Genomic DNA, 13433 nt, shown 5'->3' on the forward strand with positions numbered 1-13433 from the left:
CTGAAGTCGCGCATCCCGGAGGACGCGGGCGCGTGTCAGAAGGCAGCCTCTTCCAACTCCATCAGCGGCTTGGCGCCGGCGGCGATGGTGATGAACAGGCTGTTCGTCTGCGGCAGCAGCTTGGTCATGTAGAAGCGTGCAGTCTTGATCTTGGCCTCATAGAAGGCGGCGTTGCCTTCCCCGGCTTCGAGCTTGGCCTGCGCCTTCTCCACCATGGTCAGCCAGCTCCAGCCCAGCGCCACCAGACCGAACAGGCGCAGATAGTCGCTGGCGGCGGCGCCGGCCTCCTCCGGATCCTTCAGGCCCTTCTGGGCAATCAATGCGGTGGCCTGCTGCAGCTTGGCGAAGGCCTTGGCCAGCGGCATCACGAACTCGCCCAGCTCGTCCTTCTCCATCGCCGCCTCGATGTCGCGGCCGACGGGGTGGAAGAAGTGACGGAGCAGACGGCCGATGTCCTGCGGCAGCTTGCGCCCGACGAGGTCGAGCGCCTGGATGCCGTTGGTGCCTTCATAGATCTGGCAGATGCGGGCGTCGCGGACATACTGCTCGACACCTGTCTCCCAGATGAAGCCGTGGCCGCCATGGACCTGCACGGCGATGTTGGCCGAATCGAAGCCGATGTCGGTGAACAGCGCCTTGACGATCGGCGTCATCAGCTGGACGAACTCGTCGGCGTCGCGGCGGGTGCGGGCGTCGGCGTGCCTCTCCGCCACGTCGAGCTTGTAGGCCGTCAGTGCGCCGAGCGCACGCGCACCTTCGGTGAAGGCGCGGGCGGTCAGCAGGTTCCGGCGCACGTCGGGGTGGACGATGATCGGGTCGGCCGGCTTGTCCGGCGCCTTCACCCCCGACAGCGACCGGCCCTGAAGCCGTTCGCGGGCGTAGTTGACGGCGTTCTGGTAGGAGACCTCGGCCAAACCCAGCCCCTGGATGCCCACGGCCAGACGGGCCGCGTTCATCATCACGAAACATGGCGCGCATGCCCTTGTGCGGCTCGCCGACCAGCCAGCCGGTGGCGTCCTCGAAGTTCATGACGCAGGTCGACGACGCCTTGATGCCCATCTTGTGCTCGATGGAGCCGCAGGCGACGCCGTTGCGCGCACCCGGCGTGCCGTCGGCATTCGGCATGAACTTCGGCACCAGGAACAGGCTGATGCCGCGTGTCCCGGCCGGGGCGTCCGGCAGGCGGGCCAGCACCAGATGCAGGATGTTCTCGGTCAGGTCATGCTCGCCGGCCGAGATGAAGATCTTGGTGCCGGTGATCTTGTAGGCGCCCTCCCCGTTGGGAACCGCCTTGGTGCGGATGATGCCGAGGTCGGTGCCGCAATGCGGCTCGGTCAGGCACATGGTGCCGGACCAGGTGCCATCGACCAGCTTGGGCAGGAAGCGCTGCTTCAGCTCATCCGAGCCATACATCGCCAGCGCGTTGTAGGCGCCGAGCGACAGGCCGGGATACATGCCGAAGCTGAGGTTGGCGGAGCAGATGAACTCCTCCAGCATGATGTTGACCAGCTTCGGCAGCCCCTGCCCGCCGTAGGCCGGGTCGCAGGCCAGACCCTGCCAGCCGGCGGCGATGTAGGTGGAGTAGGCCTCCTTGAATCCCTTCGGCGTGCGGACCTCGCCATTCTCGAAATGGCAGCCCTCGCCGTCGCCCGACTGGTTCAGCGGGAACAGAACCTCCTCGCACAGCTTGGCGCCTTCCTCCAGCACCTGCCCGACGAGTTCCGGCGTGGCGTCCTCATAGCCCGGCAGGGCCGACAGCTTGTCCAGGCCGACGATCTCGTCCAGGACGAAGCGCACATCCTCAAGCGGAGCCTTGTAGATCGGCATCTCTCGTTCCTCCCCCTCAGTTCCGCAGCGGCTTGCCGGTGAGCAGCATGTGCTCGATCCGGTCGATGGTGCCGCCGGTGCGCACCAGACCCATGAACGCCTCGCGCTCCAGCCGCAGGATGTGGTCCTCGCCGACCGGCTTGGAGACGTCGGCCTCCTCGCCGCCGCTCAGCACCTCGGCCAGCGCGGCGCAGACCACCTTGTCGTGCGGCGTGACCTTGCCCTGCAGGGCGAAGCCCTCCACCGCCAGCTCCATCGCCGCCTTGGCGCTGGGGCCGGGCAGGACGTAGGCCGTGGTCTTCTCCGGCGGGGTGTAGTCGGCCGCCAGTTCCAGCGCCTTGGCCTTGGCGTCGGCCAGCAGGCGGTCGCGGTTCATGGTGATGCCGTCGGTGGCGCGGAAATACAGCAGCTCCTTGGCCTCGGCCGCCGACTTGGCGACGGTGGCGGTGCTGATGATCTCGAACGCCTTGGCGATGCCGGGCATGGGGCCACGCGGCGCCTTCGGGTTGGCCTGATGGCGGGCCAGCATCTCGGTGCAGCCGCCCAGGCCGGGATCAGGCCGACGCCGACCTCGACCAGACCGACATAGGTCTCGGCATGGGCCTGGACATGGTCCGAATGCAGCAGAATCTCGCAGCCGCCGCCGAGCGCCATGCCGCTGGGGGCCGCCACCACCGGGAAGGGGGCGTATTTCAGCGCGCGGTAGGTGCGCTGGCCGCCCTCCACCATCTCCTCGATCTGCGGCCAAAGGCCGATGTTCAGCGCGAACAGGGCAAGGCCCAGATTGGCGCCGACCGAGAAATTGTCGGCCTCGTTGTGGATGACCAGGGCCTTCCAATCACCCTTGCCGTCGCCGATCAGGCGCATCGCCTTCTCGTAGGCGGCCATGATGTCGCCGTCGACCGCGTTCATCTTGCTGGTGAACTCGACGCACAGAACGCCGTCGCCGATGTCCCACAGGCTGGCGGAGCCGTTCTTCCACACCGGCTTGCCGGCGGCGCGCTTGATGTCCGACAGCAGCAGCACACCGTCCGGACGCATCACCGTGTCATAGACGCCGGCAGTGGTCAGGTGCTGGAGCTTGCCGTCCTCCACCCGGTAGAAGGGACGGCCGGCCGCAGTCTCGACCAGCGCCGGGACCGGGATGCCTTCCGACCGGCACAGCTCGGCGAACCAGTCGGTGCCCAGCCGGTCGATCAGCTCGAACGGCCCCTGCTTCCAGTTGTAGCCGAGGCGCATGCCCTCATCGACGGCGACGATGCTGTCGGCGATCTCCGGCACCAGGCTGGCGGCATAGGCCAGCGTCTGCGCCAGGACACGGCGGGCGAAGCGGCCGCCCTTGTCCGGGTGTTCGCACAGCTTGCGCAGGTCGCGGCCGGCGGATGAGACGCTGTCCAGCCGGGCTTTCTCGGACGGGGCATACTCGCCGGTCTGGAGGTCGACCGACTCCTTCACCTTGCCGCCGCCGGCCTTGTTGATGCGGTAGAAGCCGCCCTTGCCCTTGCGGCCGGTGTAGCCCTCCGCGATCATCCGGGTGATGACCGGGTGTTCGCGCATCTGGCCGCGATAGGCGTCGCCCGCCGGCAGGGTGGCCGACATGCTCTTGGCGATGTGCGGCATCAGGTCCAGCCCGACGAGGTCCATCAGGCCGAACACGCCGGTCTTGGGGATGCCCATCGGACGGCCGCCGATGGCGTCCGCCTCCTCCACCGTCAGGCCCAGGTCCACCGCGGCATTCACCGCAGCCTGGATCCAGAAGACGCCGATGCGGTTGGCGATGAAGCCCGGCGTGTCCTTGCAATGGACGACGCCCTTGCCGAGACGCCGGTCGCAGACGTCGGCGATGTCCGCCAGCGCATCGGCCCGCGTGTCGGCGCCGCCGACGATTTCCAGCAGCCGCATGTAGCGCGGCGGGTTGAAGAAGTGGGTGATCAGGAAGTCCTTGCGGAACTGCTCGCTCTGCCCCTCCGTCAACACCGCCAGCGGGATGGTGGAGGTGTTGGACGACACCACCGACCCCGCCTTGCGCACCGGGTCGATGCGCTTGTAGAGGTCGGCCTTGATCGCCGGGTTCTCGACGATGGCCTCGACGATCCAGTCGACGTCGGCCAGCAGGTTCAGGTCATCCTCAAGATTGCCGGGCGTGATCAGCTTGGCGTTCTTGGAATGCATGAAGGGGGCCGGATCGGTCTTCAGCATCTTGGCCACGGCACCCTTGGCGATGGCGCTGCGGTCCGCACCTTCCTTCGCCGGGATGTCGAGCAGGACGCAGGGGATGCCGGCGTTGGCGAAATGGGCGGCGATGCCAGCGCCCATCACGCCCGCACCGATCACGGCGGCGCGTTCGATCTTCATGGTCGTTTCCTCCCCGATCCCGTTCGTCAGACCGCTTCCAGGATGGTGGCGATGCCCTGGCCGCCGCCGATGCACTGGGTCGCCAGCGCGAACTGCTTGCCTTCGCGCTTCAGCAGGGCGGCGGCCTTGCCGGTGATGCGGGCGCCGGTGGCTCCCAGCGGATGGCCGAGCGCCAGTGCGCCGCCGTCCGGGTTTATGCGGGACGGGTCGATGTCGAGATCGCGCATGCAGGCGATGGCCTGGGACGAGAAGGCCTCGTTGATCTCGATGATGTCGATGTCGGCGATCGACAGGCCGGCACGCGCCAGCGCCTTGCGGGTCGCCGGGACCGGACCCAGCCCCATGAGTTCCGGCGCGCAGCCGGCGACGGCGACCGAACGGATTTTCGCCAGGATCGGCAGGCCGTTGGCCTTGGCATACTCCTCCGTCGTCACCAGAACCGCGGCGGCGCCGTCGGTCAGCGGCGAGGAGGTGCCGGCGGTCACCGTACCGTCGGCGATGAAGGCCGGCTTCAGGCCCGACAGCCCCTCGGCCGTGGTGCCGGGGCGGATACAGCCGTCCTTGTCGACCAGACCGGCGGGGGACTGGATGCCGACGATCTCGTCGGCCATGCGGCCGGCGGCCTGGGCCTCGGCGGCCTTGGCATGCGAGGCGACGGCGAGCGCCTCCTGCTCGGCGCGGGAGATGGCGTATTTGCGGGCGACATTCTCCGCGGTGACGCCCATGGAGCAGTAGGCTTCCGGATAGGAGGCCTTCAGCGCCGGGTTCGGCATCGGGTTGAAGCCCATGATCGGCACACGGGTCATCGATTCGACGCCGCCGCAGACGAACACCTCGCCGGCGCCCATCTGGATGGCGCCCGCCGCCTGGTGGATCGACTGCATGGAGGAGCCGCAATAGCGGTTCACCGTGGTGGCCGCCGCGGTCTGCGGCAGCTTGGCCAGGAAGGAGATGCTGCGGGCGACGTTCAGCCCCTGCTCGCCCTCGGGGAAGGAGCAGCCGACGATGACGTCTTCCACATCCTCGGTCTTCAGGCCGGTGCGCTCCACCAGCGCCGCGATGACGCGGGCCAGCAGTTCGTCGGGGCGGACCTTGGTCAACTCGCCCTTGTGGGCGAAGGCGAAGGGCGAACGGGCATAACCGGCGATGACGACCGACTTCATGAGTGCTTCTCCTCCATGTCCTGCGTCTCCGTGATGCCGTTGCGGCGAAGATGCTCGGAGATCTGGGTGTCGATGGTGCAAAGCTCCGCCAGCGTCTGCTGGACGTCGGCGAGCTGCTGTTCAAGCGCGGAAATCCGGCGGCGCGCGATGTTGCGCATGTAGCGCATCTGTTCGATCTGAGCGTCGTCGGTGTCGTAGAGGTTCAGGAAATCCTTGATTTCGGCCAGGCTGAAGCCCAGCCGCTTGCCCCGGCAGATCAGCGCCAGCCGGGCGCGGTCGCGGTGGCCGTAGACACGGGCGCCTCCGGGGGCACTGCCGACCCGCTCCGGTGCCAGCAGCCCTTCGTCCTCGTAATGGCGGATGGTGCGGTGGGTCAGACCGAACTCCCCGGCCAATTCGCCGATGGCGAGCCGCGGGTCGGACAGGCGGCTGTCGCCGACACCCTCCCCAGTCTCCGCCATGCCGTAGCCGCCCGAAAGCCGATCCACTCCGCTCACTCCGCTCCTTGACGTTTACGTAAAGGTAAGGTCGATGCCCCACGCTGTCAACAGACTTGTTGACCAAACCAACCAGTTCGGCGAACCCCCCGGCCATACCCTTGGGCAGGCAACTGTTCAGTCCCTCACGGGTGCGGCGCCCCGCGCAGTGACAGGATGCCACGCCCCGTTCCGCATTGCGGCTGTGGCAGGCTTTCCCCAGGACACGACGAGCCCCGCCGGTTCCCCGATTCCATATGGGAAGCGGATACGGCGCCGGACAGACGGTCAGAAGGCCGCGGCGGGTTCAGGGTGGGTCGACTGTTTTTCGGCGGATCAGGACAGGGGATAGGAGACAACCCATGTCGGCGCGCGCCATCGTATCGCTGGGCGTCTGGATATTGGCCATGGTGCTGCTCGGCACCATGACGGTCGGACTTGCGCTGGCCTTCTACGTGCTGCTGACCCTGTGCTTCGCGGTGGTGGTCGCAGGCCTGACCCTGCTCGTCCGGCGGCGCGACAACCATCGGGGCGAGCAGAGCTATCTTTAGGTTTGGCCTTGAGGAAGGGGCGCCGGCGCCCCTTCACTCCGGCCCCTTCACTCCGGCAGCACACGCAGGCGGGATACCGCGGTGCGGGCGGACAGGTGGGGCCGCTGCAGGTCCTGTACATGGGCGCCGGGGGCCGCGAAGTCGCCGGGGGTGACGGCGCGGACCAGATAGACCAGCCGGAAGCGGGGGGCCGCCTTCGGCAAATCGACGGCGGCCAGGAAGCGGTCGTCGCGGAACTCCACATTGCGGACCGACGACAGCTCGCCGAGCCAGGACAGCTTGCCGAGCTGGCCGCTGTTGGCGAGCCGGACATTCTCGATCTCGAAGCCGGCCGGCAGCGGATCGCTGACCAGCACCGAATGATCGAGCGGGTCGCCGACCTCACCCTCCAGGATCACCACCAGCAGGTCGTTGTGGCGGACGCCGGCCGGATCGACCGGACGGCCGGCCATATCGAACAGGCGGCGGCGTATGGTCATGCCCTGCTCTTCCGCGCCTGCCGGCTGGTCGGGTACGCCGGCCACCGAAACGGTCTGCCGGACTTCGCCGCCCAGGTTGCGGATCGCCGGCGGCGCGGCCGGGTCGATGCGCAGGATCTGGGGCTTGGCGTTCTCCACCGTCTGATCGCCGATGACGAGCTTCATCGGGGCGGCACGGTCGATCAGTGCCTTGGACGCCAGCAGCAGCCAAGCCTGTTCCTGCGGGTTGGTGGTGCGGACCGCAGCGAAGGTCTTCGCCACGCGCTCTGCCGCCTGGAAGATGCGGTCGCGGTCGACCGCCCCGCTTTCCGCCAGCAGCGCCACCACGCCGGCCTCGTCCCGCAGGGAGGAGCCATGGTCGCGCAGACCGGCCGACACCATCCGGGCGCCGGTCAGCTTGGCGAAGGCGTCGGCGGCAGCCGGCTGGTCGCCCAGTGCGGCGGCGGCGGCGGCGATCTGCGCCCGGCCGAAGTCGGTCGGCAGCCGATCCCAGTAGTTTTCGCGGAAATAGCGCAGCGCGCCGGCATCGATCAGCTTCGCCCGCGCCAGCACATACAGGGCATAAGCACGGCCCGGCAGGTCGGCGGTCTCGACCCAGGCATTGTCGACCGCCTGCTTCATCCAGTCCAGCCCCTTGCGGTAGGGCTGGTCGGGGATGCGGTAGCCCGCAGCCTTGGCACGGCCCAGCACGTCGACCGCATAGGCGGTCAGCCACGGGTCGAGATCGCCCTTCGGCGACCATGCTGCGAAGGCGCCGTCCGCACGCTGGAAGGTCAGCAGACGGTCGATACCGCGCTGGACACGTGCCTTGATCCGGTCCTCCGGCGCGATGCCCAGGCCGGCGGCGACATCGGGCATCGACAGCAGCGGCAGGATGCGGCTGGCGGTCTGCTCCGCCCCGCCCGGTGCCGCCCGGTCGAGCGCGAAGAGCAGGCCCCGGCACGTCGAGATCCGGCAGCGGAGCCACCACGGCACCGACGGACAGGGTTTCCGGCCGCAATCCGGCGGTGAAATCGGGCGGGAGGGTCAGGCTCTTGTCGGTGGGCAGGGCGGCGACGGTGCGGCGCGACACCGGCGGCGAGGCCGGGCGCACGGTGACGTCCCAGCGCCGGGTGACGCGGACGCCGTCCGGACCGGTGACGTCCAGGGTGACATGGCCGGCGCCCACGGCGGTGGCGGTCAGCACCCGGCCAGCGGTCGCCCGCTTGCCGCGCGCCAGCTTCGGAACCTCCAGCTCGGTGCCGCCCTCACCCTGGAGGATGGAGACGGCACCCTCGGCGGTCAGGGTCATGCGGTAATCGCCGGACGGGCCGTTCAGGTTGTCGAGCGACAGCATCACCTGCGCCGTGTCGCCCGGGGCGAGGAAGCGCGGCAGCACTGCGTCGGCGACGACCGGATCGCGGACCAGCATCTGGCTTTCGGCATGGCCGATCCGGCCCTCGCTCCAGGCGACGGCCATCAGGCGCAGGCGGCCCTGGAAATCGGGCAGATCGAAGGGAACCGAGACCTTGCCGTCGGCTCCCACGGTCAGGATGCCGGAATAGAGCGAGACCACCCGTTCCGACTTGGGCGGCACCAGCCCGGCGACCTGACGCAGGCGCGGAGCCGGCGCGGCCGGCGGCCGGGTGGCGTCCAGGCTGGCCGGATCGATCAGGCGGCCGTAGGAGTCGCGCAGTTCCACCGTCAACGGCCGCTTGCCCAGATAGTGGCGGGCCGGATCGGGAGACGGCTGGTCGGTCAGCTGCATCACCGATTCGTCGACGGCGGCCAGGGTCACGAAGGCCTGCTTGCCCTCGGCGATGCCGTCCACCGTGATGTCGGCGGTCATGGCGCGGCGCGGCTCCACCTCCGCCGGGGCGGACAGGCGGATGTCCAGCGTGCGCGGCGCCTTGTCCATCGCCAGCCAGGCGAGGCCGACCGCGCGGCGCGGCGGCTTCTTCGACTGCGGGTCGGAGGTGGCGAAGGCGGTCGCCAGCACATGGGCGCCGCTGGTCCAGCCCTGCCCGACCGGGATTTCCAGGAAGGCGCCCTGGGTGCCGATGGCGCGGGTGACGGCATAGGTCACGCCGCGGTCGGCCACCGCCACCAGGACCTGGCTGTCATAGGGCGGCTTGACGAAGACCCAGGCGCTTTCCCCGGCGCGGTAGGCCGGCATCATCACCGAGACGTCGACGGCGTCCGGCCGCTCGCCGGCAGTCGGGGTCATCCACCAGCCGGCGGCGAAGCGCACGCTGGTGGCGACGCCGGTCTTGGGATCGAACACTTCCAGCCGGTAGCGTCCGGCGGCGACCGGGGCCTCCACCGCGGTCGGACCGCCGGCCTGGGCCGACAGGGTGCCGCCGGTCACGCGCTGGTCCTTCACCGTGACCTTGTAGTCCCAGCGGCCGTTCGCCTCGTACCAGGCGTAGTCGTACTCCTCCTCGAACAGCTCGTAGGAGAGGTCGGCGCGGTCGGTCGGCTTGCCGTCCGGCCCGACGGCGATCACCTCGAATCCGGCGGTGGCGCCTTCCGGCACGCCGTCGCCCTCGAAGCGCGGCTTGATGCCGATGGCGAAGGGCTGGTGACGCACCGGCAGGACGAAGTCGCGGCCGACCGGGCGGCCGCCGATGTCGAACAGGGTGGCGCGCACCACCGCTTCCAGCGGGCGGGTGCTTTCGGGCGGACGCGGCAGCTTGACCTTCAGGCGGGCCGAGCCCGTTGGAGTCGGTGATGAAGCCCGGCAGGTCGGCGCGGGCCGGCTTCACGTCCTCCTGCGCCAGACCGAAATGGTAGCCCGGCAGGTTGGGATAGGGGTTCACCGCGGCGCGCAGGGCGACCGTCAGCTCTCCCGGCAGGCCGGAAGCCGGCGCGCCGTACAGATAGTGGCTGTCGAGAGCGACATCGGCCTCGCCGTCCGCCGCCAGTTCCGTCGTCGGGGAGGACAGCGACAGGTCCAGCCGCGGGGGCACGAAATCCTCCAGCAGGAACTCCGCCTTGCCGATGGCCGGGCCGTCCGGTTCGGCATGGGCGGTGACGATCCAGCTGCCGGGGAAGGCGTTCATCGGCAGGTCGATGCGGGTGGCGAAACCGCCGGCCCCGCTGTCGGCCAGGGTGCGCCGCTCCACTTCGAACCCGTCGGGACGCAGGACCCGGATGGTCAGCGACTTGCCGGCGGGCGGGTTCAGGTCGGTGTCGCGCAGCAGGGCGGTCAGCTGCACCGTCTCGCCCGGGCGGTAGATCCCGCGCTCGGTATAGAGATAGGCGTCGAACCCGCCGGTCATCGGGCGGGCGATCGGGGCAGGCTTGTCCGGCGACTCCGCCGAGGGAGCGCCGCCGGCGGTCAGGTCCAGAACAGCGAAATCGCCGTCGCCGCGCGCGGCGAACAGGGCCTGCACCGGTTCGGTCCCGGCGGCGCGCAAGGCGGCGAGGTCGAAGCGGCCGAGCCCGTCCTCCCCGGTCTGGACGCGGCCCAGTTCGGACCCGTTGCGGGCGACCAGACGCAGCTCAACGCCCGCGGCGGGGCTGGCGCCCTGGACGGAGCGGGCGAAGACCACCAGCGAGTCGTCGCCGAGGATGGTGTTGAGGCCGAGGTCGGACACCACGAACCACTGGGTCGCCTTGCGGTCCCAGCCGCCCGGCTTGATCTCGTCCGCGCCGGCCACGGCGACATAGACGCCCGGCTCCAGCTTGCCGAGCACGGCGTCGATCGGGAAGGCGGTGGTGACGCTGCGGTTCGGCTGGTTGCCGATCCCCATCTCGCCGCGCCAGACCTCCTGACCCGACTTGTCGAGAATCTCGCCGATGTCGTAGTCGGTCATCTGCTGGGTGATGCGGCCGAAATAGATCTTCTCGACCAGCGCCCGGTCGGCGATGCGCAGCACCTGCAGCTTCGCCCGATCCAGGTTGATGGAGCGTAGCGGCAGCCCGTCCGAACCGACGCGGGGCAGGATGTAGCCGGCGCCGCGGAAGGCCAGCGAGGGCTTGCGGTTGGGCACCTGCACCTCGCGGGTGTCGGCGGCCGGCAGCCGCTTGCCGTCGATGCCCGGCAGCCCGTCCTTCATCGTGACGCGGTAGGTCTCGCCGTGGCGCAGCCCCTCCACGCACAGGGTGCGGTCACGGGCGATGGCGGCACCCTCGACCGCCGGCTCCACCGCGACATAGTCGCGGTAGTTGACGGCGCGCGAGCGCTCCAGCCGGTCGGTGAAGGTGAAGCAGGCCTGCGGCGTATCACGCTCCGCCACCACCTCCACGCCCGACACGCCGAAGGGCACCGGCTCGGCCGGGGGATCGGCGGCGAGGGTCCGGGAAACGGTGTACGTGCCGGAGCACGCGACGAGAACGGCACAGACACGCGCCAGCGCACGCAACATTCGAGACAGGCCCCAATTCCGCGGGTGGGTCCGAAACCGCAAGACCGGGGACAGCCCTGGCGTCGGCTCGGACCTGGACAAAACCGGCGGGAGTATGCCCAAGCGGCTGGGGTTTCGCCATGGCTTTGCGGCGGGGGCGCGCAGATCGCTCCCGCCGCGGCAACGCCTAGCTGCCCGCGAAGCGGCTGCGCAGGCGGGCGATCGCCTCGTCGAGCACCTCGTCCCGCTTCGAGAAGCAGAAGCGCACGACGCCGGCCGGCGCATTCTCCACGAAGAAGGCGCTGACCGGGATGGCGGCGACCTTCGCCTCCGCCACCAGCCAGCGGCAGAAGGCCTGATCGTCGCCGTCGAAGCCGAAGCGGCCGATGTCGGCGGCGACGAAATAGGTGCCGGCGCTGGGCAGCACGTCGAAGCCGACGGAGGCGAGCCCGGCGGCAAGCCGGTCGCGCTTGGCCTGCAACCCGGCGGCCAGCCCGGTGAAGTAGCCCTCCTCCTTGCCCAGCCCATAGGCGACGGCGGCCTGGAGGTTCGGCGGGGTGGTGAAGGTGAGGAACTGGTGGGCCTTGGCGACCGGCTGCAGCAGATGCGGGGCGGCGGTGACGTAGCCGACCTTCCAGCCGGTCAGCGAGAAGGTCTTGCCGGCCGAGCCGATCTTCAGGCAGCGGTCGCGCATGCCCGGCAGGGTCATCAGCGGGATATGGCGGCGGCCGTCGAAGACGATGTGCTCGTACACCTCGTCGCAGACGGCGAAGGCGTCATGGCGCTGGACGAACTCGGCGATCAGCTCCAGCTCCGCCCGGTCGAAGACCTTGGCCGCCGGGTTCAGCGGGTCGTTGATCAGCACCAGCTTGGTCCGCGGCGAGAAGGCGGCCTCCAGGTCGGCGCGGCTGAAGCTCCAGTCCGGCGCCTTCAGCGAGACGAAGCGCGGCACGCCGCCGGCCAGCCGGACGATGGGCAGGTAGCTGTCGTACATCGGCTGGAACAGCACCACCTCGTCGCCCGGATTTATCAGGCCGAGCAGGCATGCGGTCAGCGCCTCGGTGGCGCCGGAGGTGACCATCGTCTCGGTCTTCCAATCGACGTCGAGACCGTAGAAGCGCCGGGCATGGGCGGCCAGCGCCTGCCGCAGGTCGGGGGTGCCCATCATCGACGGATACTGGTTCCAGCCCTGGAGCAGCGCGTCGGCCGCGGTCTGCAGCACGTCGGCCGGCCCACGGTCGTCCGGGAACCCCTGGCCCAGATTGATCGCGCCATGCTCCTCCGACAGGCGGGACATGACCTCGAAAATGGTGGTGCCATAGCTGGACAGCAACGCGTTGCCCGACTTCACCGCAAACCCTCCTGATGCGAACGGACGCACAAGATGGAGGCTGCGGGGCGCGGCTGTCCAGTGCCCGCTTCCGCAGGGCAGACCGCGGGCGGCCGATGGGGCGAATGGAACGTTTGAAACGGTGTGGAACGGTTTTCCGCCGGTGTTCCACTGTTCAACCGGCCGGTCAGCCGCGGTTCATCTTGCGCAGGCGGCGCTCGCGAAGCTTCACACGGATGCGTTCCACCGGGCTGAACACGCGGGGATAGCGGCGCTTGCTGCGCACGAACAGGCGGCGGGCGTCGGCGGAGTTGCGCAGCACGAGAATGCCGCCGAGCAGCATCACCGGCAGCCCGCCGGGACCGGGCAAAGGCGCCAGCAGCAGGCCGAACAGGATGATGGTGCATCCGGCGCCGATCAGTGCCAGCTGGCGCACACGCGCGAAAGACAGCGTCTGGGCGGTATCGGGAGGACTCATCTGTGGTTCGCCAGGCTCCATGCTTCGGTTGGCCTGCATATGGGCCGGAAGATGGCAGCCGAAAAGCCCCCCTCCCCTTGCGGGTGGAGCAATCGGGATTTGCTCCCTCTCCCGCCCCGGGAGAGGGAAGGGGCCCGCCGCGAAGCGGTGGGAAGGGTGAGGGGTGTTCCAAGGAACCATGCGGTTCTGGATTCTCGAGTCCCCACTCACCCTCCCCGCCTTTGGCGGGTCCCCTCCCTCTCCCGGGGCGGGAGAGGGCGCTTATCGCCGAATGCAGTTGCCCGCCTTGTAGAAGGGCACCCCCTCAATGCAGAGTCCGCATCGGTTCCGGGCGGGTGGTGCGCAGGCGGGCGGGGGTCGAGGCGGCTTAGGGCGGCGTCGCGTTCGGCGGGCTTGGGTTCCCAGCCGAATTCGCGGATCAGCTGGTCGCGGGCGGCGCCGGCACG

7 protein-coding genes and 4 pseudogenes are annotated in these 13433 nt (G+C 69.4%); 2 read left to right on the forward strand and 9 right to left on the reverse strand.

Going from position 1 to position 13433, the window contains the following annotated elements:
• Positions 1-35: 35 nt before the first annotated feature.
• From F1643_RS15125 to F1643_RS15140, 4 genes and pseudogenes are all read right to left on the reverse strand, one after another.
• Positions 36-1827 (reverse strand): annotated as a pseudogene (locus F1643_RS15125) (acyl-CoA dehydrogenase C-terminal domain-containing protein).
• A gap of 16 nt (positions 1828-1843) precedes the next feature.
• Positions 1844-4182 (reverse strand): annotated as a pseudogene (locus F1643_RS15130) (3-hydroxyacyl-CoA dehydrogenase NAD-binding domain-containing protein).
• A 26-nt stretch (positions 4183-4208) separates the two neighbouring features.
• Complete coding sequence (locus F1643_RS15135; protein ID WP_194914024.1) at positions 4209-5345, reverse strand: thiolase family protein; 1137 nt, start codon at positions 5343-5345, stop codon at positions 4209-4211.
• A complete protein-coding gene (locus tag F1643_RS15140; RefSeq protein WP_194914026.1) occupies positions 5342-5833 on the reverse strand; it encodes a MerR family DNA-binding transcriptional regulator in 492 nt (163 codons plus the stop codon). The genes F1643_RS15135 and F1643_RS15140 overlap by 4 nt, the downstream gene beginning before the upstream one ends.
• A gap of 350 nt (positions 5834-6183) precedes the next feature.
• Here F1643_RS15140 and F1643_RS15145 point away from each other — a divergent pair, with 350 nt between their 5' ends.
• Positions 6184-6372 carry a hypothetical protein gene (locus tag F1643_RS15145; RefSeq protein WP_194914027.1) on the forward strand — a complete coding sequence of 63 codons (189 nt, stop codon included), beginning with the start codon at positions 6184-6186 and terminating at the stop codon, positions 6370-6372.
• 47 nt (positions 6373-6419) lie between these two features.
• On the opposite strand, the gene F1643_RS23405 is transcribed toward F1643_RS15145, so the two are convergent.
• Entirely contained in the window at positions 6420-7826 is a 1407-nt protein-coding gene (locus tag F1643_RS23405; RefSeq protein ID WP_370540624.1) for a hypothetical protein, read from the reverse strand.
• 59 nt (positions 7827-7885) lie between these two features.
• On the opposite strand from F1643_RS23405, the gene F1643_RS23410 reads away from it, so the two are divergent.
• The gene (locus F1643_RS23410; RefSeq protein ID WP_255542838.1) at positions 7886-8149 is read left to right on the forward strand and encodes a hypothetical protein; all 264 of its coding nucleotides are present in this window, start codon (positions 7886-7888) and stop codon (positions 8147-8149) included.
• A 74-nt stretch (positions 8150-8223) separates the two neighbouring features.
• Here the strand turns inward: F1643_RS23410 and F1643_RS23415 are convergent.
• The 4 genes and pseudogenes from F1643_RS23415 to F1643_RS15160 all read right to left on the reverse strand — a co-directional run.
• A pseudogene (locus tag F1643_RS23415) lies at positions 8224-9483 on the reverse strand (alpha-2-macroglobulin family protein); the annotation flags it as partial.
• Between the two features lie 118 nt (positions 9484-9601).
• Positions 9602-11464 (reverse strand): annotated as a pseudogene (locus F1643_RS24940) (MG2 domain-containing protein); the annotation flags it as partial.
• A complete protein-coding gene (locus F1643_RS15155; protein ID WP_194914028.1) occupies positions 11367-12530 on the reverse strand; it encodes an aminotransferase in 1164 nt (387 codons plus the stop codon). The gene F1643_RS15155 and the pseudogene F1643_RS24940, both read right to left, overlap by 98 nt.
• 166 nt (positions 12531-12696) lie before the next feature.
• On the reverse strand, positions 12697-12987 hold the full coding sequence (locus F1643_RS15160) for a hypothetical protein (RefSeq protein ID WP_194914029.1): 291 nt from the start codon (positions 12985-12987) through the stop codon (positions 12697-12699).
• Positions 12988-13433: the final 446 nt, after the last annotated feature.

It is taken from the genome of Azospirillum sp. INR13 (assembly GCF_015390205.1).
Classification (GTDB): domain Bacteria; phylum Pseudomonadota; class Alphaproteobacteria; order Azospirillales; family Azospirillaceae; genus Azospirillum.